This is a genomic window from Microbulbifer sp. NBRC 101763 (assembly GCF_040371615.1).
Classification (GTDB): Bacteria; Pseudomonadota; Gammaproteobacteria; order Pseudomonadales; family Cellvibrionaceae; genus Microbulbifer; species Microbulbifer variabilis.
The window spans coordinates 114,647-139,061 of sequence record NZ_BAABQV010000008.1 but is presented as its reverse complement, the minus strand read 5'-3'; the positions used below and the strand labels follow the sequence as shown (position 1 = coordinate 139,061).

The 24,415-nt window shown below is 53.4% G+C and carries 25 protein-coding genes and 2 tRNA genes; 3 read left to right on the top strand and 24 right to left on the bottom strand.

The annotated features are described in order from the left end of the window. Positions 1-258: 258 nt before the first annotated feature. The 5 genes from ABWV76_RS19345 to ABWV76_RS19325 form a co-directional block, all read right to left on the bottom strand. On the bottom strand, positions 259-837 hold the full coding sequence (locus ABWV76_RS19345) for a class GN sortase (RefSeq protein WP_353377004.1): 579 nt from the start codon (positions 835-837) through the stop codon (positions 259-261). Next, on the bottom strand, positions 834-3,188 hold the full coding sequence (locus ABWV76_RS19340; RefSeq protein ID WP_353377003.1) for a marine proteobacterial sortase target protein: 2,355 nt from the start codon (positions 3,186-3,188) through the stop codon (positions 834-836). The genes ABWV76_RS19345 and ABWV76_RS19340 overlap by 4 nt, the downstream gene beginning before the upstream one ends. A 199-nt stretch (positions 3,189-3,387) precedes the next feature. Then, positions 3,388-4,491, bottom strand: coding sequence for a phosphoribosylaminoimidazolesuccinocarboxamide synthase (locus ABWV76_RS19335; RefSeq protein WP_353377002.1), 1,104 nt, complete (start codon positions 4,489-4,491; stop codon positions 3,388-3,390). Positions 4,492-4,600: 109 nt separating this feature from the next. After that, positions 4,601-5,686 (bottom strand): AI-2E family transporter, encoded by a 1,086-nt coding sequence (locus ABWV76_RS19330; RefSeq protein WP_040628242.1) that lies wholly within the window; start codon positions 5,684-5,686, stop codon positions 4,601-4,603. Positions 5,687-5,706: 20 nt separating this feature from the next. Beyond that, positions 5,707-5,985 (bottom strand): sulfurtransferase TusA family protein, encoded by a 279-nt coding sequence (locus tag ABWV76_RS19325; RefSeq protein WP_020411973.1) that lies wholly within the window; start codon positions 5,983-5,985, stop codon positions 5,707-5,709. Positions 5,986-6,193: 208 nt separating this feature from the next. Here ABWV76_RS19325 and ABWV76_RS19320 point away from each other — a divergent pair, with 208 nt between their 5' ends. Then, on the top strand, positions 6,194-7,702 hold the full coding sequence (locus ABWV76_RS19320; RefSeq protein ID WP_020411972.1) for a M48 family metalloprotease: 1,509 nt from the start codon (positions 6,194-6,196) through the stop codon (positions 7,700-7,702). 58 nt (positions 7,703-7,760) lie between these two features. On the opposite strand, the gene nadA is transcribed toward ABWV76_RS19320, so the two are convergent. Further along, the gene (nadA, locus tag ABWV76_RS19315) at positions 7,761-8,813 is read right to left on the bottom strand and encodes a quinolinate synthase NadA (RefSeq protein ID WP_020411971.1); all 1,053 of its coding nucleotides are present in this window, start codon (positions 8,811-8,813) and stop codon (positions 7,761-7,763) included. Positions 8,814-8,978: 165 nt separating this feature from the next. Between nadA and ABWV76_RS19310 the strand changes: the two genes are divergently transcribed. Then, entirely contained in the window at positions 8,979-10,091 is a 1,113-nt protein-coding gene (locus ABWV76_RS19310; protein WP_020411970.1) for an NAD(P)/FAD-dependent oxidoreductase, read from the top strand. A gap of 131 nt (positions 10,092-10,222) precedes the next feature. On the opposite strand, the gene ABWV76_RS19305 is transcribed toward ABWV76_RS19310, so the two are convergent. The 18 genes from ABWV76_RS19305 to ABWV76_RS19220 form a co-directional block, all read right to left on the bottom strand. Beyond that, a complete protein-coding gene (locus tag ABWV76_RS19305) occupies positions 10,223-10,384 on the bottom strand; it encodes a hypothetical protein (protein WP_020411969.1) in 162 nt (53 codons plus the stop codon). Between the two features lie 807 nt (positions 10,385-11,191). Then, positions 11,192-11,267, bottom strand: a tRNA-Lys gene (locus ABWV76_RS19300). Positions 11,268-11,371: 104 nt separating this feature from the next. Beyond that, a tRNA-Lys gene (locus ABWV76_RS19295) sits at positions 11,372-11,447 on the bottom strand. Between the two features lie 132 nt (positions 11,448-11,579). Continuing rightward, positions 11,580-12,257 carry a 7-cyano-7-deazaguanine synthase QueC gene (queC, locus tag ABWV76_RS19290; protein WP_020411967.1) on the bottom strand — a complete coding sequence of 226 codons (678 nt, stop codon included), beginning with the start codon at positions 12,255-12,257 and terminating at the stop codon, positions 11,580-11,582. Between the two features lie 49 nt (positions 12,258-12,306). Then, the gene (gene queE, locus ABWV76_RS19285) at positions 12,307-12,966 is read right to left on the bottom strand and encodes a 7-carboxy-7-deazaguanine synthase QueE (RefSeq protein WP_020411966.1); all 660 of its coding nucleotides are present in this window, start codon (positions 12,964-12,966) and stop codon (positions 12,307-12,309) included. A 114-nt stretch (positions 12,967-13,080) separates the two neighbouring features. Further along, a complete protein-coding gene (ybgF, locus tag ABWV76_RS19280) occupies positions 13,081-13,905 on the bottom strand; it encodes a tol-pal system protein YbgF (RefSeq protein ID WP_020411965.1) in 825 nt (274 codons plus the stop codon). A gap of 18 nt (positions 13,906-13,923) precedes the next feature. Then, positions 13,924-14,409 carry an OmpA family protein gene (locus ABWV76_RS19275; protein WP_353377001.1) on the bottom strand — a complete coding sequence of 162 codons (486 nt, stop codon included), beginning with the start codon at positions 14,407-14,409 and terminating at the stop codon, positions 13,924-13,926. Positions 14,410-14,504: 95 nt separating this feature from the next. Continuing rightward, positions 14,505-15,800, bottom strand: coding sequence for a Tol-Pal system beta propeller repeat protein TolB (tolB, locus tag ABWV76_RS19270; RefSeq protein WP_353377000.1), 1,296 nt, complete (start codon positions 15,798-15,800; stop codon positions 14,505-14,507). Further along, positions 15,797-16,597, bottom strand: a complete 801-nt coding sequence (gene tolA, locus ABWV76_RS19265; protein ID WP_353376999.1) for a cell envelope integrity protein TolA — start codon at positions 16,595-16,597, stop codon at positions 15,797-15,799. The genes tolB and tolA overlap by 4 nt, the downstream gene beginning before the upstream one ends. A gap of 1 nt (position 16,598) precedes the next feature. Next, positions 16,599-17,030, bottom strand: a complete 432-nt coding sequence (gene tolR / locus ABWV76_RS19260) for a protein TolR (protein WP_282951630.1) — start codon at positions 17,028-17,030, stop codon at positions 16,599-16,601. Positions 17,031-17,050: 20 nt separating this feature from the next. Beyond that, positions 17,051-17,740, bottom strand: coding sequence for a protein TolQ (gene tolQ / locus ABWV76_RS19255; RefSeq protein WP_020411960.1), 690 nt, complete (start codon positions 17,738-17,740; stop codon positions 17,051-17,053). A gap of 4 nt (positions 17,741-17,744) precedes the next feature. Then, positions 17,745-18,125 (bottom strand): YbgC/FadM family acyl-CoA thioesterase, encoded by a 381-nt coding sequence (locus ABWV76_RS19250; protein ID WP_444946936.1) that lies wholly within the window; start codon positions 18,123-18,125, stop codon positions 17,745-17,747. A gap of 35 nt (positions 18,126-18,160) precedes the next feature. Continuing rightward, positions 18,161-19,183, bottom strand: coding sequence for a Holliday junction branch migration DNA helicase RuvB (ruvB, locus tag ABWV76_RS19245; protein ID WP_353376998.1), 1,023 nt, complete (start codon positions 19,181-19,183; stop codon positions 18,161-18,163). 24 nt (positions 19,184-19,207) lie between these two features. Continuing rightward, complete coding sequence (gene ruvA, locus ABWV76_RS19240) at positions 19,208-19,819, bottom strand: Holliday junction branch migration protein RuvA (RefSeq protein WP_353376997.1); 612 nt, start codon at positions 19,817-19,819, stop codon at positions 19,208-19,210. Between the two features lie 59 nt (positions 19,820-19,878). Continuing rightward, positions 19,879-20,412, bottom strand: a complete 534-nt coding sequence (gene ruvC / locus ABWV76_RS19235; protein ID WP_353376996.1) for a crossover junction endodeoxyribonuclease RuvC — start codon at positions 20,410-20,412, stop codon at positions 19,879-19,881. Positions 20,413-20,559: 147 nt separating this feature from the next. Continuing rightward, a complete protein-coding gene (locus ABWV76_RS19230) occupies positions 20,560-21,303 on the bottom strand; it encodes a YebC/PmpR family DNA-binding transcriptional regulator (protein WP_353376995.1) in 744 nt (247 codons plus the stop codon). Positions 21,304-21,406: 103 nt separating this feature from the next. Then, complete coding sequence (gene aspS / locus ABWV76_RS19225) at positions 21,407-23,185, bottom strand: aspartate--tRNA ligase (protein ID WP_020411954.1); 1,779 nt, start codon at positions 23,183-23,185, stop codon at positions 21,407-21,409. A gap of 77 nt (positions 23,186-23,262) precedes the next feature. Further along, a complete protein-coding gene (locus ABWV76_RS19220; protein ID WP_020411953.1) occupies positions 23,263-23,532 on the bottom strand; it encodes an FmdB family zinc ribbon protein in 270 nt (89 codons plus the stop codon). 290 nt (positions 23,533-23,822) lie between these two features. Between ABWV76_RS19220 and ABWV76_RS19215 the strand changes: the two genes are divergently transcribed. Continuing rightward, positions 23,823-24,224: an HU family DNA-binding protein gene (locus ABWV76_RS19215; protein ID WP_020411952.1), complete on the top strand. Its 402-nt coding sequence runs from the start codon at positions 23,823-23,825 to the stop codon at positions 24,222-24,224. Positions 24,225-24,415 lie beyond the last annotated feature (191 nt).

Sequence of the window (24,415 nt, the reverse complement as noted above, 5' to 3'; positions counted from 1 at the left end):
ATCTGCTACCGCAAATGCCTAGTTTGACTGTGATTATCTACTCCGGGATCCGCGCAAAGTGGCGGACAAAACCCCATTCCCGGTTGTTAGCGGAGAGGATTGTAGTATTACTACAAAAAATTTTCCAGATAGGACGGTTAGTAACAAATAAAACAAAAGGGCAAAACAATTATTTGCCAATTTGTCCTTTTACCGGAATATTTTATGGAAAGATTCAGAAAATGAACTACAAAATCGAGTCCCAAATAATAGTCTCGGTCACAGCCGAACCAGCTCCCCGCCGGATTGATATTCAGCGTAGACCAAGTAGCGCAGGGGACCACCCGCCGCCAGGGCATTGAAGGGGTAACAGGTCACCAGCATTAACCCGCGCTCGGCAAAGACCGGCAGGCGTTCGCTCTCGCTATCCACAATCCGCATCTCCGAAACCCGGTAAGTATGCCAGCGTCCGTATTTATCTTGCAGATAAATGGAGGTACCTCGCCTGACACGGTCCAATCCTGCAAAGTGAGTATCCCGATGAGCCGCAATCACTGTAGTGCGGTTTTCCCCTGGGCTCCCTGAACCCGACAACAAGCCGGGGCCAAAAGCCAGCGCCTGCCCACTACCTCCGGCGAGAACAATTAATGGCGACTGTCCTTCCAGCTTCAATTTGGCCACAGGCCAAGTATCCGCCCAGGGCCAGGGCTTTTGCGGAGCCCCACCCTGCAACTGCTCCTCCCAGGCACTGACAATCAGTAGCTGAGCCAACTGTGCCTTTGCCAGCAACCAGGCAGCGGAACCCAGCTGCCATAACCCCGCCACGAAGCACACCAGGAAAAGCAGGGGGCGGATCACGGATGAACTCCCCCAGGCCGGGCTTCAAAGCTATTTTGGGTACAGCGCACATCCGGCATTACCTTGCGCAACAGGTGGCGCAATTGATGCACCATGTTGCTGCAAAGCTTACGCCCGCGACTTAACAATGCTGCAAAGCTGAATAATCCCAGGGCAGCAAGCAGTTGGGTATAGACTCCAGTCGCTGTACTGGGGTAAGCCTGGCGCTGCAGCACCTGCCCTCGAGGCACCACATTGGTAACCGGGCCGCGGGCGAGTTTATCCTTTTCATTGCGAACCACTTTCTCCTCTACAGCAACAAAACTGGTATAAGGGCTAGCCAGCTGGTGCGCCAGGGCTAGCTGCAAAATTTGTTCACGCAATACTTGGCCAGTATCACTGCTCTCACCGATCTGCATCTGCTGGTCACGCAAGGATTCAATTTTGCTGCGCGCCCACAGGCTTCCAAGACTGCCACCATGTCCAGATTCATCGACTTTTAAATCCAGCTTACGCACAAACTGTTTGTCTGCCATACGCCCACGTAGCTTGATTTCCCCCTGAAAATTACCGCCCTCTACCCTGGCCACCAGTTGTAAGGGTTCACCACGATAAAGATCCGGAATTCTCTTGGGGTAAGCATCCGCTACTAACCCCTCGGGCCAGCTGAGCTGCAGGTCAGTGGCCACGGGGTTTTCAAGCTTGGTGAACAGGGCGTGCATACGCTCACGCACTTCAGTAATATCTCCGATGGTGACGAAGGCACCTCGCCCAAACTGCGCAGCCTTGCGCATAAAATGATTGTTGGGTGCCGAGCCAATCCCCACAGTGAAAAGACGGGTGTTATTTAAGTGCTGGTGAATTACCTCAAACAGCGCTTGTTCATTCCCTACCGCCCCGTCAGTAATGAAAACCACCTGGTGCACCAGGTTGATATCGCCCGGTAACTGCTGCTCCAAAGCCAGGCGCAGAGCCGGTGCCATCTCTGTGCCACCTTCTGCATTCAAGATTTCTATTTCCTGCCGTGCGCGACGGATATTTTCCGCACTTGCCACTACAGGGCGTGGAAAAAGGGCACGGCTAGCGCTGTTAAATGCGATCACATTAAAACGATCATTCGCACTCAGGCGAGCAAGTGCCAGTGTCAGGCTTTCCTTAGCCTGACGAATGGAATTGCCGGACATGGAGCCAGAGGTATCAATTACAAAAACCACTTCCCGCTGCAGGCGCTGGCTGCGAATACCGTCATCGGGCGGCAGTAACATCACCTGTAAGTAGGTTCCAGCTTTCTCACTAGTAGCATCGATCCTCTCACTGAACAGGGCGGCGCGAGGCAGGGCCGAGGCATGCGGCTGCCAGCGCAGGACAAAATCCCGATCCATACTCACCGCTCCTTCTCGCAGATGGACGTCGTAGCGCCCGCCCTCTTGATCCTCAACATCAATTTTGTGATAGGGGCTGCTGACTTGTGCCAGTGGCAGACCGCTATGCAACTCCACTTCAATAGCCATCTTATGGCTGCCAATAGCGTGAAGCTCCTCAGCCGGCTGCATTAGTGGGGTAATGGCCGGGGCATCCGGTACCTGATTTGTCGGTAGGGCCCAGCCATTATGTTGTGTTACCAGATTCAACTCATCTCCACCAAGCGCATGCACAGGGACAGACTCACCTGGGATATAACGGGGTGTTAGCGTAGTAGGCATACGTAGGGAAAACGTACCCCCATCGTAAGTCACCGGTTGGATGTAGCGGATATTTACCTGCACTACCTCTCCCGGTGCAATATTGGCAACCTTATTGGTGAACAAATTAGGCCGTTGTTGCTCCAGTAAGGCTGCGCGCTTGCCCGCCGCACGGGCAGCCTTATAAATCTTCGCCGCCTGCTTGCGTTCACGCACTTTTCCGACAATCAAGCGCTCGCCTAACTGGATTTGTAACCTGGCAACGGCCGCCTGTTCTGGCAGTGGTAATGCATAAATGGCTTCCTGCCAATTATCGCTGGTATTTTGAAATTTTTGCTGTAGCTGTACATCTGCAACCAGTCCTCGAATAACTATTTTGACTTGGCTCGCTAGGTGTACTGCGGGAATATAGCGGCCCATCTCAGCACCGGTAAATAACAAGTCACCAGCCTTTACCTCATCCAGGGTAACCGTTTCCAAGAAGGCAGCATCAGTGTCCACCTCACCGGGCAGTTCTTGCGCGTTCACCTCTGCACCAATAGCCGCGATTACTACCGCCAATACCACCACAATAAACAATATCCAGCGGCCCAGACCACCGCTGCGCTGACGGCGGCGATAGTATTCCTCTGTCGGCAGCATCAGATCATCTTTGTGAAAGCGTTGCCCGAACAACATCACCCTGTTCACAAAATTCCCTCCACTTTTTAATTAACTGGGGTTATTAAAAACAGGGAAGCAGGCGAAACACGGCAACGAATCGGGCGAAAGTAAGGAGCAAAAATGACGAATTATGGCGGGTAGAAAATTGCAAAGCCCTAAGAGCCAAGCCGGAACTGCAGGAACAAAAAAAACCGGCGCCAGCGCCGGTTTTTCAACTAGAACTGGATTAATCGACCAGGCCGTAATCCTTGCGCAGAACTTCAAGCAGCTCTTCTTTGGGGTTATCTGAAATCTCCAGTTTCTTGCCGGTAATTTTCTCGGCAATACCCACGTAGGTGGCGGAGAGATCCATCAGCATAGACTCGGGCAACTCGTTATCACGGGCCAGAGCCAGACGCTCACCCATACGGTCTTTGTTCAGAAGGATATCGGAATCCGGGAAGTGGTTTAGCAGGGCCTGACGGAAACCCTCTTTGGAGTTTTCCACAACCTTGCCAGCGCGGTATTGTTCACCGTCCCAGATACGAGAGGAATCCGGGGTGCCCACCTCATCCATGTAGATCAGTTTTTCTTCACCGTTGGCATCGGTCACGTAACCGAACTCAAACTTGGTGTCGACGAAGATTTGGTCAAGCTTTTCAAGCTCCGTAGAAATTACATCGAAGCCCTCTTTCAACAGCTTTTCATACAGGTCAATGTCTCCCGAATCGCGGAAGTTAAATGCCTCGACATTGTCCTCAATATTCTTGCGGGTGATATTTACATCATCGGCTTCCGGCACACCGGGGATGCCCTTGAGAATACCTTTCGTGGAGGGAGTAATTAGCAGCTCTGGCAGCTTCTGGTCTTTTTGCAGACCATCGGGGATTTCAATCCCGCAGAACTCGCGCTCACCCTTCTGATAGGAACGCCACATGGAGCCAGTGATGTACTGGCGGGCGATCGCTTCGATCATAACCGGGCGTGCCTTCTGTACGATCCACACCAGCGGGTGCGGAATATCCAGAATGTGGCTATCGGCCAGGCCTTGTTCTTTAAACAACTTGAACCAGTGGTTGGAAATAGCGTTCAATGCCGCGCCCTTACCAGGCACGCCACGCATACCGCCTTCACCGGTCCAGATGCAGTCGAATGCAGAGATGCGATCAGAAATTACCATCACTGCGAGAGGCGCGTCCGGCGCTACCGGATAACCTTTCTCCTCGATCAGGCGACGGCTGTCGGCCTCGGTCAGCCAGTAAACGGAGCGAACTTTGCCACTGTGGATGGACTTGTCAGTGCGGATAGGCAGGTCATTATTGACCGCTAGGACTTTGTCAGCCAGGCTCATGGGCTCTCACCTATTTGAAGGGACCAAATAAAAGAAAGCGCGGCATTCTAGCAAATGCCGCGACCTACAGACAAAGAAAAGATATCGATTAAATACCCAAATCAGATAATTAATCCGATATTCGCCTCGCCTCCCACTCAGCCTGGTGCTCACTGGTAGGCCAGGCACTCATAATGGCCTTAAGCAAAGTCGCCAGAGGGATAGCAAAGAAGACACCCCAGAACCCCCAGATGCCACCAAAAAACAAAACTGCCAGAATAATTGCCACTGGGTGAAGGTTGACCGCTTCAGAAAAAAGCAACGGTACCAACACATTACCATCGAGCAGCTGGATAATGCCGTAGGTGATCATCAAGTAGAAAAACTCATTGCTCCACCCCCACTGAAACAAGCCTATGGCCGCCACTGGAATCGTCACTACCGCAGCGCCGATATAGGGAATCAACACGCTGAACCCTACTGCTACCGCGAGCAGTAAGGCGTAATTCACCCCTAACAGTAGAAAAGCGGCATAGCTGACCGCTGCCACTATGCCAATCTCTACCACCTTACCGCGCACATAGTTTGCCACCTGGTCGTTCATCTCATGCCAGATCTGATGCATCATCGGACGCTCCTTTGGCAAGAAGGAGGTGCACCAGCGGATCAATTGATCGGAATCCTTGAGGAAGAAAAACACCAGGATCGGCACCACCACCACATAAATCAACAATCCGGCAAAAATTGGCAGGTTGGTCAGGGAGAAGGCTAGCAGGGTCTGACCTATGCCACCCAACTCACTGCCCAGTAAGTTAAAAATCTCATCGATCTGCGCCGCTGAAATCAGGCGTGGGTATCGCTCAGGCAACAGCAGTAAAAGTTCCTGCCCGCGCTGAACCATATTCGGCAACTCCGCACCCAGCCGCACTAGCTGGCGCCAGATAATTGGTAGCACTACAAACAGTAAGGCAACGATGGCGCCCACCAGCACCAGGCAAGCCAGTGTTACTGCCATCCAGTGGGGCACCCGCCAGGATTTAAGCTTTTGCACCATGCCCTGCATTAAAAAGGCTATTACCAAAGCCGTAAGTACAGGCGCTAATACCACCCCGAGTGTGGCCAGCACCACCAGAGCTACAGTAAGAAGCAGCACCAGCAGCACCACTTCTTCCTGGCTGAAGTAGCGATTCACCCAGCCTTTAACAATCGATAACATGGATTCTCGGGATTGGTTCATCATTTGCCAGCGTACAGCCAATATAGAAAGGTATTATCACGCCGCTCTGCGCGCAGTAGCGACCTACCGCTCAAGGCGGCAAAGCTGTGAAAATCGCGCCAGGAAGCTTCATCTGTTGCTATCACACACAAAAGAGTTCCCACCTCATACTCGCGCAGGGCGCGACGCATGGCCAACAGGGGCTGGGGGCACGGCAAATTCCGCGCATCCACCCTCTCCGCCGCGTCCCAATCTGGAAGTGGTTGTTCTCGCACTGTCTCAGTGGGGATTTTTGCCATTGGCTATTCAGTCACACGCTTTGAATTGCCGCGGATTATAGCGCGTAATCTGCGCCACACACCCACAAAGCTTTACCCTTTTTAACCCTCTACGTGGCGCAAAGCTGAACCATTTGTGCTCCACTGAGTCCAAACCTCGACAGTTCAATAGGGTTGCGTATAGAGTTGGACTATAGATCCTTCACGGACAGACCGAGCAGTAATTGAGATGACTGATTCCCACAAGACCCTGCCTCGCCGTTGTAACAAAGCGCCTCTAACGCAGCGATTCCGCACCGGCCTTAGGGCGCTGGGTATAGGCCTGCTACTCGGCGCCACCCCGATCGCCACCACCGCAGACAGCGAGGAAATACGTCTACCGGAGCTGGGCGACAGCACTAGCGGGGTAGTTTCGCGCCAACGGGAAAAAGAGCTGGGACAAATGTGGCTGCGTATGTTCCGCAGCCAAGTGAAAACCTCCTCTGATGCCCTGCTCCAACAATATGTAGAGCAAACCGTAAAGGGGCTGGCGGAATACAGCCCACTGGAAGACAAGAATATCGATGTGGTCGTGGTGAGCAATGAAACCATGAACGCATTTGCGGTTCCCGGTGGGATTATGGGTATCCATACCGGTCTCTTTCTATTTGCCGAAAATGAAGACCAGTTCGCCTCGGTGATCGCCCACGAACTCGGGCACCTCAGTCAGCGGCACTACGCGCGATCACTGGAAGCCCAGCGCAACAGTACCATCCCCACACTGGCTGGCATGCTCGGCGCCCTGGTACTCGCCGCCACTGCCGGTGGCGAAGCCGGCCTCGCTGCCATGACTGCCACCCAAGCTGCAGCTTTGGATAACCAGCTACGCTTCAGCCGCAAGAATGAGCAGGAAGCAGACCGGGTGGGCATCGAAACCCTGGCCAAATCCGGGCGCGATCCGGAAGCCGCCGGTGAAATGTTCGAACAAATGCTCAAGGCAACCCGCTACTACCGCCGCCCACCAGAATTCCTGCTCACCCACCCAGTGACAGAAAAACGTATCGCTGATGCCAAGCTCCGCTCCCAGCGCATGACAAAAGTACCTCCGAGTGATAGCCGGGACTATCATCTGATGCGCGCCCGTATTCGCCTGGCCGGGGAGCCAACCCCCCAACAAGCTGTAAAACGCTTCAATGCCGAGCTAAACGGCATCAATGACAATGAAGACGCCGCACGCTATGGCCTGGCCTTGGCGCAGCTTGCCGCGGGTAAACCAGATACAGCCCTGGATACCCTTCAGCCGCTGCTTGATAAAGAACCTTCAAAGGCCGCCTTTGTACTGGCGCGAGCCGACATCGACCTGGTGCGGGAAGATTATTCCAGTGCCACCCAGCGTCTGCAGCATGCACTTGACCGCAACCCTGGTGATCACGCCCTAATCATGGGCCTCGCCAATGCCCACTTTAAAGCCGGCAATTACCTGGCTGCGGAGCGCCTGTTGGCCAAATATAGCCGCATACGCAAGAAAGACCCCTCCGTATGGTATCTGCTGGCGGAGACTCATGGACTCGCTGGGGACATCGTCGGAGTGCATGAGGCCCGCGCCGAGTACTACATTCTCAATGGCGTCTTCGATAAAGCCCTTCAGCACCTGCGTCACGGTATTCGCATGACTAAAAACGAATACCAGACCAATGCCATTCTCGAGCAGCGCCTCAAGGATGTGATCAAAATGCAGGAAAAAGCCAAAGAGCTTTAACCCAAAATAAAAAGCGGCCAACGGCCGCTTTTTATCGCTATACGCCTTAGTTAACCCGTCAGGCCCTGCGAAAATCCAACATTCGCTGCAGGGGAATCATTGCCTTGCGGCCCAGCTCTGCATCTACAAAAATTTCATTATCGCCGCGCTCCAAAACCCCACAGAGATTTTCCAGGGAGTTCATCGCCATCCAAGGGCAGTTGGCACAGCTGCGACAAGTGGCACCGGCACCGGCAGTAGGCGCAACCATCAGTTCCTTATCTGGACACTCCTGCTGCATTTTGTAAAAGATGCCCTGATCGGTGGCTACGATAAAGCGCTTTTCCGGGCGGGTTTTGGCCGCGTTGATAATCTGCGAAGTGGAGCCTACGACATCCGCCAAAGCAACCACCGACGCGGGAGATTCCGGGTGTACCAATACCACCGCATCTGGATACAGGGCTTTCAGGTCTTCCACTCCCTTGGCCTTGAACTCCTCATGCACAATACAGGAGCCATCCCACAGTAAGACGTCTGCGCCGGTCTCGCGCTGAACGTAGCCACCAAGATGCTTATCCGGTGCCCAGAGGATTTTCTCACCGTTGGCATCTAGGTGATCTACCACATCCAGGGCGATGCTGGAGGTTACCACCCAATCCGCGCGTGCCTTTACCGCAGCGGACGTGTTGGCATATACCACTACCGTACGGTCGGGATGCTGGTCACAGAATTCTGAAAATTCATCGGGTGGACAGCCCAGGTCCAGGGAACAGGTGGCCTCCAGAGTAGGCATCAGGACACGCTTGTTCGGGGTCAGGATCTTGGCCGTCTCCCCCATAAATTTCACCCCCGCCACCACGAGAGTATCAGCGCTATGCCTAGCGCCAAAGCGGGCCATTTCCAAGGAGTCAGATACACAGCCGCCCGTCTCTTCAGCCAGAGCCTGGATCAGTGGATCCGTATAATAGTGAGCCACCAGTACGGCATTCTGCTCTTCTAACAGGCGCTTGATACGTTCACGCCAGCCTTGCAATTCCTCATCACTGTATTGAGTCACAACCGGCTCCGCCAGGTGTGCCTGCACCAGTGAGCGGGATTCTACCGTTTCTGCGGCAACGGACTTTTGGGTCATGGCTAACTACCACTACTCGCGAAAAGGGCGCATTATAGCGCATTGCAGCGCCAACACAGTGCTTTCACAACCTCATCTATAGTTACTACGCCATTGGACAGCGCCGACTGCCTGGAGTTTGTATCTGCGCATTCCTCCTGGTTTTGACCGTCCCCAAAGGAATTTATGGATACAGCTGATTGCATAGTGATCGGGGCCGGAGCCCTGGGTCTTGCCAGTGCTAATGCACTCGCCCGCTCTGGTCGCCGGGTTATAGTACTCGAGCAACACAATGCTATAGGTACGGAGATCAGCGCTCGCAGCAGCGAAGTCATTCATGCAGGGATCTACTACCCGACTAATAGCCTAAAAGCCCGCGCGTGCGTCGAAGGCAAGTCCAGGCTCTACAGGTTCTGCGAGCAATATGCCGTAGCGCACAAGCGCATCGGTAAGTTAATCGTGGCCACCAGCGAGGACCAATTGCCTCAACTACATGCGTTGAAAGTACAAGGCGATGCAAACAACGCAGGGGGGCTGCAAATTCTTACTGCAAAGGATGTCCGAAAGCTGGAACCCGATTTGGAGTGCTGCGCTGCAATTTATTCCCCAACGACAGGCATTTTTGATAGCCACGCCCTGCTACTCGCTCTTCAGGGAGCCCTGGAAGATCAAGGTGGCCAACTAGCCCTATCAACCAGAGTCACAAACCTGTCGTTCACTGGGCACGACTATCTGCTGACAATGGAGGATGGCTACCAGCTCAAGACACCCCGGCTGGTAGTAGCCGCAGGACTCCACACCAATAAGTTGCTTTCCGGCATAGATGAAGCCACTCTCAGAGCAATCCCACCACTGTATATGGCCAAGGGGAGCTACTTTACCCTATCCGGCAAGGCTCCTTTCTCACACTTGATTTACCCCCTGCCTGAACGAGGTGGGCTGGGTATACATCTCACTCTCGATTTAGCCGGCCATGCTCGATTTGGGCCTGATGTAGAATGGGTCAATGCGATTGACTACAGCATAGACGCAAAGCGCGGTGAAAAATTCTATCGAAACATCCGCCGGTATTGGCCCGGCCTACCAAGTGGCTCTTTACACGCTGACTACGCAGGAATACGCCCAAAACTGGTCCCCAAAGGTGCCCCTGCAGGCGATTTTTACATCTATCAAAAAGGCCAGGCATCTAACCTGCAGTTGCTAGCCTTTTTTGGTATTGAATCCCCCGGCTTAACCTCTGCACTTTACCTCGGCGAACTCGCTGCCCTAGCCATGGGAAAATATCTTAGCCGGGAATAACTGCTCAATTATCTTTTAATTTCTTGACGAAAGTTCCCACTCAGAAATTCTTTTTGCACACTGTAAAATGGAACAGCAACCCCTTCCACAAGATCATATCCACTTAATATCCTGCGCCTTCTTTGGCTTATCTATTGGAAAACGCTCCCCATATTTCCACTGCCATTTTGTGTTACCTGGGCGGTTTGACTGCCATTTGTCTGGGAAGCAAACTGTAAATTGTCACCCCCTAGTTGATTAACCATTACAGCACCTCCGCTAATAGCATTCTGCTCGGTCTCAGCAACATTCATTTCACCCCCTACCCTAAAGATATGGCTGAAATGACCGGATAATAGATCCAATATTCGTACCACAACTCTACATTGGATTTTCAGTCAGAATGTCAGTCGCCATTAGGCTTTGCTCCAGTCTACCAGCGGCACTTTACCGGTAATTCCAAATCAGTTCGCAACAACTTTAACCGGCCCAATGATAATTCTCAGACTATAGAATTTTTTATTTTTTCAGTAAGTCTCATGAACCCGGAAACAATTCCTGGCAATAAAATTCCACTAAAGTTTTATCACTAAATTCTGCATGGCCTAAACAGGTACTATTAACCACCCAAAAAGCCAAAGCAATCGCTCTTTGCAGAATACAGCTATAAAACAGCGCTGATTTTCACTAAGGTCAATGCGCGATAAGAATTACAGATCGGAATGTGGATAACTGACTACGAGAGACTTACGCCCCATAGCACTGAATCAATTGAGATACAGAAAAGCTAAATACTTAGAAACTATTCTCAAATCGGCTGATCCTGGGCCGATCAACCACTGAGCTAATTTTTATTGAACGAGAGGGATATCGCCATGAGAAAGAAGCACTGAAAGTATAGGAAAAAAATTTGTGCCCACTTCCCTATTCAACTTCAACATTCGCACTGGCATAACTGAATTTAAGTTTCACCATAAGAATATTGGAAACTATGCCAAAGAGGGGAATCATGTTGACGAAATGTAGTTATGCAATAATCTCTCGGGAATCGGATGACAGAAGGAGACTGTAGAGCAATTCAGATGCTCTCATAATCGCTGAATTCTGAGAGGTTTTGGAGATGGTGGGTCGTGCTGGATTCGAACCAGCGACCAATTGGTTAAAAGCCAACTGCTCTACCAACTGAGCTAACGACCCTTTAACGTTGGGCTATCTTGGTATGTCCCAACTCAGGAAGCTTTTATTCTCGCGCGGAGATATAAAAAGCATACTGGGTAATTGTGTGTTTACCCGGTGGAAAATGGTGGGTCGTGCTGGATTCGAACCAGCGACCAATTGGTTAAAAGCCAACTGCTCTACCAACTGAGCTAACGACCCTTTTCCGTGCCTCAATGTGAGGAGCTGCGTATCTTACGGATCTATTCCGAAAAGACAATACCTAATTCGAAAAAAAATCCAACAAATTTAAGGAGTTAGGTATTTTCTTTGAAATTTGGCACCAGGTACCGGTCACTGTGCATAGACTGTAGGGTCTTCAAGGCCTGCATCTGCAAAACCCGCTGCGCGCAGACGGCAACTATCGCAACGCCCACAGGCGGCTCCATCCGGGCGCGCCTGGTAACAGGATACCGTCAAACTGTAGTCCACCCCAAGACGCGTCCCTTCACGCACAATATCCGCTTTACTCATCTGCATCAGAGGCGCGCGAATTGAGAGCTTGTGCCCCTCAACGCCAGCACGGGTGGCAAGGTTTGCCATTTTTTCATAGGCATCAATGTATTCTGGGCGGCAGTCGGGATACCCAGAATAGTCCACCGCATTAACACCAACGAAAATATCCTGCGCCCCCAGAACCTCAGCCCAACCGAGGGCAATAGAAAGGAAAACCGTATTTCGTGCAGGTACATAGGTGACAGGGATGCCAGCAGTTTCCTCTTCCGGTACCTCAATAGAGTCATCGGTCAGAGCAGAGCCGCCAATAGCGCGCAGGTCCAGCTTGACTACCTTGTGCTCACGGGCACCCTGGGCCTTGGCAACCCTTTCCGCGGCTAACAGTTCGGCCTCATGGCGCTGACCATAATCGAACCCTAATGCGTAGCATTCATAGCCCTCAGCATTCGCCATAGCGAGTACGGTGGCTGAATCCAGGCCTCCAGATAGCAAAATTACCGCTTTCTTTGCAGTCATCAGTTCCTCATTTATTTATACGCAGCAGACGGCAAACCCGGGCATGGAATTAAACCCCAGGAATATCTCCCCAGAGCAACTTATGTAGCTGCATCTGCATACGCACCGGCAGGCCATCCGCCAGTATCCACTCAGCTAGCTGCCGCGCCTGCAGCTGCTCATAACTGGGCGAGAAGAGCACTTCTCCTACTCGCTCTGGCAAGCTGTACTGATCCAGCGTAAATCTGGCCCACTCGTAATCGCCGCGATCGCAGATCACAAATTTAATCTGGTCATCGCGGGTGAGCACTTGCATATTTTCCATGCGGTTGCGGTGCTGCTCCCCAGAAGCTGGTGTCTTCAGATCCACAACCCGGGAGACACGCGGGTCTACCTGGTCCACAGGCATGGCCCCGCTGGTCTCCAGGCTTACTGAGTAACCCTCATCACACAAGGACTCCAGCAAGGGCAGGCAATTGGGTTGCGCCAGGGGCTCACCGCCAGTCACACAGACATGTCGCGCAGGATGGCTCTTTACCTGCTGTAATATCTGCTCCAGGGTCATACGCTCTCCACCATAAAAAGCGTATTCGGAGTCGCAATAGGTACAGCGCAGCGGGCAGCCAGTTAAGCGAACAAACACTGTTGGCAGGCCACTTTCTCGTGCTTCCCCCTGAAGGGAGTAGAAAATTTCACTAATTCTCAGTGATTCTTTAGACAGACTGGACATATACACCCGACACAAAAACGCCCAGAGGGCACATGCCATCCGGGCGCGGGATCATAGGCTTTTTCTGCTCAAAAAACCAGCGATGGTACTTTGAGAGTAACGAATTATCCGCTACTAAAAGTTCTCCTGGAGATACTTCTTCGCCAGGTTTGATGCCCTGGCGTCGCTGGCAGCAACCTGCTCAAGCAGGTTGCGGGCTTTCTGCTGGTCACCAAGCTGGTGGTAAACAGTACCCAGCTTGTAACGACCGTCCCAGACTTTATTGGAGTTGGGGTAGCCATCAAGCAGTGCCACAAACCATTCTCGAGCCTCTTCCAGGTTTCCCTGCACTAGTGCTATCTCACCCAGCCAGTAGTTGGCATTGGGAGCGTACTGCCCATTGGGAAAGTCTTGCAGCAGACTCTTGAACTCAGCGCTGGCACCACCGTAGTCGCCATTGCGAGCGAGGCCAAAACTGGCCTGATAGCGATCGCGCTCACTCTTGCCGTCTTTTGGGCCCTGAGGCTTGACAGGCATTGCGCTACCGCCCTGAGCGGAAGTTGCTCCGCCATCGTCGGCATTGGCTGGCGGCTGAGACGAGGGCTCTGTACCGCTGAGGCGGGCAATACGCCGATCCAGGTCCATATAGTCCTCGGTGCGCTGCTGCTTGAGACGTTTGATCTCGTGGCGCAGCTCCTCGACCGTCCCCCTCAGTTCACGTACTTCCTGCTGCAGCACTTGCATCTGGTAGTAGGCTTCGGCCTGGGGGTTAGTCTTGGCTTTCGGGGCCGGACTTCCGGCACGGGCGAGCTGCATTTCCGCAGCGTCACTATCGCTCGGGGAAATCGACTGCTCCTGACTGCTGGCAGACAGATCCACAATCGGAGCCTGGGAGAATACGGGCGATGCCGCAGCCATTAATGCTGCGGTAATCGCCAGTTTTCTAATCGTAAAAGCCATTGGCATCCATTTTGACGATTAGTTAATAACAACGCGACGGTTCATCGCACGGGCAGCTTCGTTAGAGCCCATTTGAGCCGGGCGCTCTTCACCGTAGCTGATCACTTCCAGAGTAGCTGCATCTACGCCTTGCAGTACCAAAAAGTCGCGTACAGCATTAGCACGGCGCTCACCCAGAGCCAGGTTGTACTCACGGGTACCCAGCTCATCAGCGTGGCCTTCCAGACGCACAGAGCCAGAAGCGCTGCGCATACGGTCAGCATGACGGATCAGTAACTCACGGGTTTCCGGCTTCAGAAGGGATTGGTCGAAGTCGAAGTAAACTACGTTTTCCAGAGGAGCCAGAGCCTCGCCATCGTCTACAACATTGGTCTCAACCGGAGCTTCAATGTCGGTTTGGTTTACAACTTCCTGACCGCTCTGGTCACTGTCAGTGCTGCTACAACCGGCCATTACTGCAAATACACAGGCCAGTCCAAAACCTGTTTTAACTGATTTCAACATAAGCTACTCCGCTTTTTTGTGTTATCGAAAATCCTGAAAGATTTTTAAAATTGGTCTTTTAAACACCCTACGCATCAACGCGTCGGGCCCCCGCCTCAATCAAAGTATGGCGACCATGCCGGTTCCCGGACATCACCTCTTTGTGAGGGCAGGTTGTACTTCACCCCAGCATCCAGCGATACCGCAGCCAGAATACCTTTGTCTCCGCGCTTGGTTGCGTACATCAACATTGCCCCATTCGGTGCAATGCTAGGGGATTCGTCCAGTGTGGTCTCCGTGAGGACACGCATTCTGCCCGAATTAATATCCATCGTGGCGATGGTAAAGGTTCCCCGGTTGCGATGTACCATGACCAACGTCTTCCCATCAGGAGAAACACGCGGCCGCGCATTGTAGTCGCCATCGAAGGTTAAGCGGTCGACTTGACCAGTGGCAAGAGTCAATTGGTAAATTTGTGGTTTTCCTCCCCTATCGGATGTGAAAACCAACGATTTACCATCAGGCATCCAGTTTGGCTCGGTATCAATGGAGAAGTGTCTGGTCATACGGGTGAACTTGTTGCTCACCAGATCCAGTACGTAGATCTCCGGGTTGCCGTCCTTGGAGAGCACCATGGCCAACTTGGTTCCATCGGGGGACCACGTCGGCGAGCTATTGATGCCCTTGAAGTTAGTCAGTTGCTTGCGCGCACCGGTGCGCAGGTTCTCGCGGAATATCGCCGGGCGGCCGGTCTCGAACGAAACATAAGCCAGCTCCTGTCCATTTGGCGACCACATGGGAGACATCACCGGCGCATTAAAGCGGCGAATCTGCTTGGCGCGGGCGCCATCGATATCTGAGCGCATCAGCACATAGCTGGGTTTACCGCCGCGGGTTTCTTCCTGCACGTATACCATTTCGGTAGAGAAGGCACCACGAATACCGGTAACGGCTTCAAAAATTTCATCGGCGGCGCGATGGGCGATATCCCGCAACTGGGTCTGGCCACCGCGCACTTGCTTGGTAAACACCTTATGCTGCCCAAACACATTGACCAGATCAAAAGTGAGCAGGTAACCGGTGGCCTGGGGCTCAATGCGGCCAGTCACTATGTACTCGGTGCCGAGAATACGCCAGTCCCGAAACACCACATCCTCCGGGGTTTTAGGAAAAGACAGCATGTCCTCTTTGGGCACCGGAGAGAATAGGCCGCTCCGGCGCAGGTCTGCGGAAATAATCCCGGAGACATCCTCTTTCAGCACACCGCTGCCGGACCAGCTGAAAGGAGATATCGCAATAGGAGTAGGATCATCGATACCGCTTGTGATATCTACCACCAGCTGGGCTCGAACCCCTAGGCTCACCGAGGCGATTGCAAAAATAACAATTGTTTTCAATAAGCTCTTGATCATTGGCGCAGATCTTCGGGTCTAAAGTTAACTATAGTTGTACGGACTTCCCGCTCAAATATCACCGGTTCCTCCCTGGCCAACTCGGCAACCTCAGGAAAAACTTCCACCTTTTTAATGGCGGTGAGTACGGAGCGATCGTAAGCCGCATTTCCGCTACTCTCGATGATATTAGCTGCCACCACCCGACCGGTGGGGACAAAGTTTATTTTTACCGTGGTTAGCATACCGTTACGGGCGCTAGGTGGACGACTCCATACACCTGCAATATGTCGATTGATCGCATCACTAACCGAAGCTAAAGCCTGTTCCGCCTCGGGGGCATCCAGCAGGTCCTCTTCATCCTGAAGTGCCTCATCAAAGGAACTCTGGCGCTCTTTGGCCAGCTTCTCCTGAAGCTCTTTCTCTTTGCGCGCCTTCTCTTGCTGTTCTTTTTCGCGACGGGCTTTTTCTGCCTGCGCCTTGCGATCAGCTTCGACTTTCGCCTTGCGCTTCTTTTCCGCCTCGAGCTTTTTCTTCTGCTCCAGGGCTGCGCGGCGCTTACGTTCGACCTCAGCCTTGCGTTTTTGCTCCGCCTCGCGCTCAGCACGCTGTTTTATTTTATCGACCTTTTTCGGCAGTTTCTTCTTCGGTGTTGCCGCTTCAATCGTCACCAGCTTGGCCTGCACAAACTTTGGCATCGGTTTGCGCTCGGGCATACTGCTGGCATCCCAGCCATAAGTGATGGCAGCAATCAGCGCTCCGTGCAACAGGAGGCTGATTATAATCGCCAGTGCATAAAAGCCTTTATTCACCGACACACTACCCCTGCGGTGGCTCTGTCACCAGACCGACACTGGGCGCTCCCGCCTGTTGCAGCTCAGTCATGGCATTCACGATCAGGCCGTACCTGGCATCGGTATCGCCCCATACCAACACCGGGGTTTTTGGCTTTTGGCGCAAAACCTTGCCAACTGTCTCCTTGATTTCAGACAGTGGCTTAGCTTCTTTTTCCTCTGATCCCAGGTTCAGGTAATAGGTACCGTCGGCACGTACAGACACGATCAACGGCTCCTCGTCGGTATCCTCCATCGGCGCCGAGGGCGCGTTGGGCAGGTCGACTTTGACCCCTTGCATCAATAATGGTGCCGTGACCATAAAGACAATTAGAAGCACCAGCATCACATCGATGTAGGGCACCACATTGATTTCGGATACCAGCTTCTTCTTGGTTCCTTTGCGAAACACACTCATAGGGTTCGCCTACTCACTACTCAGCCAGAGTGCACTTTGCGGTGCAGGATCGAGGAAAACTCCTCGGCAAAAGTTTCGTAGCTGGATAACAGCCACTCCGCTTTGGCCGAGTAGCGGTTGTATGCCATCACTGCAGGTATTGCCGCAAATAGGCCCATAGCCGTGGCCACCAGTGCCTCACTGATACCTGGGGCAACCGTGGCGATGGTGGCTTGGTGCATCGTGGCGAGACCGCGGAAAGAATTCATAATCCCCCAAACGGTGCCAAACAGGCCGATATAGGGACTGACAGAGCCAACAGTAGCCAGAAACGGCAGATTCATTTCCACCTTTTCCTGCTCACGTGACATGGCCACGCGCATCGCCCGCTCAGTACCCTCCATAACCGCTTCAGGGCCACTGCTGCCCTGCTGTCGCAGGCGGGTAAACTCGGTAAAGCCGGCGCGGAACAGGGATTCGACCCCATCGGTTTTGCCTTTTTCGGCGCGCTCACTCCCCTCGCGAAACAGCTTGTTGAGGTCCGCACCGGACCAGAAGCGACGTTCAAAGCTACTGAGGCCGCGCTTGGCCTGGGACAGGTAAAGCCCGCGCTGGATAATCATGACCCAAGACACCACAGAGGCCAATAAAAGCAACAGCATCACGAGCTGTACCAACAGGCTGGCGTTCTGGATTAGCCCCCAAAGAGAAAGTTGTTCACCGGCGTTCATCTTCTTAAATAACTGCCTTTAATGCTGAATAAATAGGTTCCGGCAGGGCACAGGGCCTGCGGCTGTCGTCAGCGACACAGGCAACTTTGACCACACCTTCGCAAATTAGCTCATCGCCGCGCCAGATTTTTTGCTCGAAAGTCACCGCGGCTCGCCCCAGTTTGCCAATCGCCGCAGTAGCGCGCAATGCATCATCGAGTAGAGCGGAGCGGCGGTACTGGATCTCGGCGGAGTGCACCACCAGTAAAAGCCCCTGCGCCGGCATCGCCGGCTTATCATAACCGAGGGAGCGCAACAGTTCTGTGCGCGCGCGCTCCATATATTTCAAATAATTCACGTAATACACAATGCCGCCCGCGTCTGTATCTTCGATATACACACGCATGGGAATACTGAAGTCTCCCTTCACCCCATTTCCTCTCACTGCTTTTTATCCGGCGCTGGTATGCCGAAATGTTCATAGGCGAGCCCTGTAACCACCCGTCCGCGAGGTGTGCGAGCGATATAGCCCTGTTGAATCAGGTAGGGCTCAATTACGTCCTCCAGGGTATCGCGCTCCTCACTCACCGCTGCTGCTAGGCTGTCTACCCCAACCGGGCCGCCATCAAACTTCTCAATCATGGCTAGCAACATGCGTCGGTCGAGCTGGTCGAAGCCGCGGGCATCCACATTGAGCATATTGAGCGCGGCATCCGCGGTGGCCGAATCCACAGAGCCATTGCCCTTAACATCGGCATAATCGCGGACGCGGCGGAGCAGGCGGTTTGCAATCCGCGGGGTGCCGCGGGCGCGCCGCGCCACCTCCAGGGCTCCCCCCTCATCCATATCCACCCCCATAAGGCCCGCGGAGCGGCGCACGATGCTGGTGAGGTCTTTCACGTTATAGAATTCAAGGCGTTGAACTATGCCGAAGCGATCGCGCAGGGGGGAGGTGAGCAAGCCTGCCCTGGTTGTGGCGCCCACCAGGGTGAAAGGTGGCAAATCCAGTTTGATTGAGCGTGCCGCAGGCCCTTCACCAATCATGATATCCAGCTGGTAGTCCTCCATCGCCGGATACAGGACTTCCTCCACATGTGGGCTCAGGCGGTGAATCTCATCGATAAACAACACATCACCCGGCTCTAAATTGGTCATCAAGGCGGCCAGGTCGCCCGCCTTTTCCAGCACGGGCCCGGAAGTGGTCTTGATAGCCACTCCCATCTCCGCAGCAATAATATTCGCAAGGGTGGTTTTACCCAGGCCGGGCGGGCCAAACACCAGGGTGTGATCCAGGGCCTCTTTGCGCAGTTTGGCGGCCTGGATAAAGATCTCCATCTGCTCACGCACCACCGGCTGACCCACATAGTCCGACAGAGTCTTGGGGCGCACAGCGCGGTCATACTGCTCTTCGTGGCCCGCAGGGCCTACCGGATCAGGTGCTACCAGGCGATCAGCTTCTATCATCGCAACAACTCCAGGGCACTCAATTTACGCGGGCGCCATGCCCTTCAGGGCCAAGCGAATCAAGGTAGCACTATCTGCATCAGGCTGCTCCTTGCTGGCGCGGGCAACCATTTTACTGGCTTCAGTTGGCCTGTAGCCCAATGCCGCCAGGGCACTTTCAGCCTCTCCGGCATGATCTGCCCTGGGGCTGGCAGTCGCGGCTATCAAGGGGATATCGTTGGCATCACCAAAGTCCGGGGTCAACTTATCCCGCAGCTCCACTATCAAACGCTCAGCAGTCTTCTTACCCACACCAGGCACTTTTACCAGAGCTGCAACATTGTCTTCTGCAACACAGCGCGCCAACGCCGCACCGTCGAGTCCAGACAGAATTGCCAGTGCCATTTTGGGTCCAACACCACTTACCTTTATCAGGATCCGAAAAAGCTTACGATCGGCATCACGGATAAAGCCATACAACTGCTGGGCAGTCTCTGAAACGGCCAAATGGGTGTGTAACTGCACCTGCTGACCCAGGGCCGGGAGCTCAAAGATAGTGGTCATGGGAGCGAGCACTTCGTAGCCAACTCCCTGCACATCCACCAATAGCAGCGGCGGCTGCACTGCGGCCAGAGAGCCGCTCAATCGTCCAATCATGTGTTATTCCAAATTTGTTATACCTGCCCCAACGAAAGAGGGAGAGCGGCAGGAGCCATTCACATACTGAGACGCCCGCGACGGAAGCGACTGCGCGCCCCCCCATCTCCAGCGGTAAATGCCAATGTCTGCTTTGTATGCATATGACACAGCGCCACCGCGAGCGCATCAGCGGCATCCTCCTGGGGCGCCGCTGGCAGCGACAGCAGGGTTTTTACCATATGCTGAACTTGCAATTTATCTGCACCGCCATTGCCCACCACCGCCTGTTTGACTTTGCGCGCTTCATACTCGGCAACCTCGAGGCCGCTATTGGTCCCAGCCACAATAGCGGCACCACGGGCTTGCCCCAGTTTTAGGGCGGAGCCTGCACTCTTGGACATAAATACGTTTTCAATTGCCATCTGTGCAGGCTGGTATTGCTGTGCAATCTGGCACACCGCATCGAAAATCAGCTTGAGGCGTTCCGGCAGAGGTCCCTCGGGAATACGAATAACCCCACTAGCCACATAGCGAGCCTTACCCCGCTCCACATCGATAATTCCATAGCCCGTTTTACGCGAGCCGGGGTCAATACCCATAATTCGGGTCAAGAGGCAGCTCCCCAGGTATCTGTATGTTTATATAGTGGTGGGAGTGTCCCAAGGTGAGATGAAAGCGTCAAGGGAGAGCTTGTGAGGAGCGTATCGAAAATCTCATGGGGCAAGGCAGGACGCTCCCTGCCCTGCAGTGAGCGGGAGTTAGCCCAACTCTTCCATGACCTCTGCAGGAATATCCGCATTGGTGTAAACGTTTTGCACATCATCGAGATCCTCCAGCATCTCGACCAGCGCCAGCACCTTCTCCGCACCTTCTTTATCCAGGGGAACTGTGGTGGAGGGGATCATCGCAATCTCGGCACTATCCGGAGTAAAACCAGCTTCTACCAGCGCGTCTTTTACTGTCAGGTAGTCCTGGAATTCAGTGGTAACTTCAACGCTGCCATCGTCATTGGTCTCGATATCTTCAGCACCCGCTTCCAGGGCCGCTTCCATCAGCGAATCCTCATCGACCCCAGTCTCGTAGAACATCTGACCTTTACGCGTGAACAGGTAACTTACCGAGCCATCTGTACCCAGGTTTCCACCGCGCTTGGAAAAAGCGTGGCGCACTTCGGCCACCGTACGGTTGCGGTTGTCGGTCAGGCACTCTACCAACACCGCTACACCACCAACACCGTACCCTTCGTATACAACCGCTTCGTAGTTTTCACCCTCAGCATTTCCGGCCCCGCGGGCGATCGCCTTATCGATGGTATCGCGCTTCATATTGGCGCCCAGAGCTTTATCAATGGTAGCCCTTAACGTCGGGTTATCATCTGGGTTCGGCCCCGCTTTCGCTGCAACCGTCAATTCGCGAATAATCTTGGTAAAAACCTTGCCCCGCTTGGCATCTTGGGCCGCTTTGCGGTGCTTGATATTGGCCCATTTACTATGTCCGGCCATTGTCGTCTCTCTTCAGTCTGTGCGTGGGATGGACCAGTAAGCGAAGCGAGCTGTCCATCTACACGATTTCGCGGGCTCGCTTCGCATAGCCCACCGGGGAAAATCAGCTGATTTGTTCTTCTTTCTGGCGCAGGCGGATGCTTAATTCACGCAGCTGCTTGGCGTCCACCGTTCCCGGTGCATCTGTCATCACACAGGCCGCACTCTGGGTTTTTGGGAAAGCGATCACATCGCGGATAGAGTCGCTGCCGGTCATTAGCATAACCAGACGATCCAAACCAAAGGCAAGGCCACCGTGGGGGGGCGCACCGTATTTAAGCGCATCTAACAGGAAGCCAAATTTCTCGCGCTGCTCTTCCTCATCAATGCCGAGAATGCGGAATACCGCCTGCTGCATCTCTTGATCATGGATACGTACAGAGCCACCACCCAGCTCAGTGCCATTTAGCACCATATCGTAAGCGCGCGACAAAGCTTCGAGCGGATTTTTCTCCAACTCTTCCGGGCTGCAAGAGGGCGCAGTAAACGGGTGGTGCAATGCGGTGAGGCTACCGTCATCATTTTCCTCAAACATCGGGAAGGCCACCACCCATAAGGGAGCCCACTCGCTGGTATAGAGATCCAGGTCTTCACCCAGCTTGCAGCGCAATGCACCCAGGGCTTCAGAAACCACCTTAGCCGTATCCGCTCCGAAGAAAATAATATCTCCATCTTGCGCCTGCAAACGGTCGAGGATTGCCGCGCGTGTTTCCAGGGGCAGGAATTTAACAATTGGAGACTGCAGACCGTTTTCAAGGTCAGCGCGATCGTTGACTTTCACATAGGCCAACCCCTTAGCGCCATAGATTCCGACAAACTTACCGTAGTCATCGATCTGCTTGCGGGTCAGCTTATCGCAGCCACCAGGTACTTTGATCGCGGCCACACGGCCCTTAGGATCATTAGCCGGTCCGGAAAATACCTTGAAATCCACTTCGGTCATCAGGTCTTTAATTTCTACCATTTCCAGCGGAATACGCAGATCCGGCTTGTCGGAACCGTAGCGCAACATGGCCTGATAGTGGGTCATGCGGGGGAACTCGCCCAATTCAATGCCCTTCAATTCCTTAAACAGCTTGCGGACCATACCTTCGGTGATCGCCATGATCTCTTCCTCGTCGAGGAAGGAAGTCTCGATATCGATCTGGGTAAATTCGGGCTGGCGGTCCGCACGCAGGTCCTCGTCTCGGAAACACTTGGCTATCTGGTAGTAGCGGTCAAAGCCGGAAACCATCAACAACTGCTTAAACAGCTGTGGAGACTGCGGCAGGGCGAAGAATTTACCTTCGTGGGTCCGGCTTGGGACCAGATAATCCCTCGCGCCTTCCGGGGTGGCACGGGTCAGGATTGGAGTTTCAATATCGAGGAAGCCGTGTTCATCCAGGTAATTGCGGATAGCAGTGGTCAACTTGGAGCGGAAATACAGATTGCTCTGCATCTCATTGCGGCGCAGATCCAGGTAACGGTACTTAAGACGTACGTCCTCACCTACTTCGGTATGCTCATCCAACTGGAAAGGTACGGTTTCCGCTGCATTGAGAATTTCCAGCTCGGTGCCATATACCTCGACTTCACCTGTATCCATATTTGGATTCAATGCCTCTGGAGCGCGGGCACGCACACGCCCAGTGACCTTAAGCACATATTCACTGCGCACGCGGTCGGCCATTTCGAAATGCTCGGCAGCATCCGGATCAAATACTACTTGAACAATACCCTCGCGATCGCGCAGGTCGATGAAGATCACACCGCCGTGATCTCGACGGCGATCGACCCAGCCACAGAGGGTTACTACACGGTCTATGTCCGCGGAACGAAGGACGCCACAGTAGTCGCTGCGCATGGATGAAAATTCCCGTTATCGATAGGTGAAAAGTTTAAGTAGAGAGTACACCGCGCGGGCAAACCCGCACAGCGGATCTAGGCCGTCTTTGCCGCCGGCTTAGCGGGCTTGTCGCCCTTGGCATTACCATTATTGGCTGCGCCACCGGCAAGGTTTTTCTTATTACCGGTTTTAAAGTCAGTCTCATACCAACCGCCGCCCTTCAGGCGGAATCCAGCCGCGGAAACTTTCTTACGCAGCTCTGCCTGTTCACAGGCTGGACAGTCTTTGAGCGGGTCATCGCTCATGCGCTGCAGGGCCTCCATTTCATGGCCGCAGGCATTGCACTGGTATTCATAGATCGGCATTACTCAGTACCTGGTGCTGTAAAAAGGGGGACAGAGTATACATGAGCCCCCCAAAGGGAAGAAGCTGCCCCCACCTTTTGGCCTGTCGAGAGGGGTTTCAGAGTCACAAAAAGGCTAAAAACTATAGAAAAAGCACTATTTTTCCAGTATTTCCCCGTGCGGCCGAACAAAAACTATATATACTTCCCTCCATCACCCGCTGAGACCGCCGTTTTTTGGATGCAGCGCAGCGGGAGACCAAACACACTTTTACCGGATACATACCAAACAACAAAAGAAGGAAGTAAGCCATGGCTGTTACCAGGAAAGCTGCTACTAAAACAGCTGCTGCCAAAAAGGCTCCAGCTAAGAAAGCCGCACCGGCCAAAAAAGTAAAGGCAATCAAGGAAAAGTACACTAAAACCCAGGTCCTGAACCAAATTGCGGAAAACACTGAGCTGTCCCGCAAACAGGTTCAGTCTGTTCTGGATGAGCTGAGCGATATCATCGAAGGTCACATCAAGAAGCGCGCTATTGGCGAGTTCGCTCTGCCTGGCCTGATGAAAATCACCACCGTGAAGAAGCCGGCCAAGAAGGCTCGCAAGGGCATCAACCCGTTCACTGGTGAAGAGACCACCTTTAAGGCCAAGCCGGCCAGCATTCAGGTGAAAGTTCGTCCGCTGAAGAAGCTGAAAGAAATGGCGGAGTCCTAAGACATCCCTCTTCCTCAGTAAAAAACCCCGCTCATGCGGGGTTTTTTACTAATGTACTCGGAAAACGCCCTTTCCTACTTAATTTGGCTTACATAGGATATGAGCCAGATAGAGCTCACTGCCCCCCAATCTTAATAACCAGACCAGAACCAAGCGGCAATATTTATTGCGCGATGAATAGCGTAAAATAG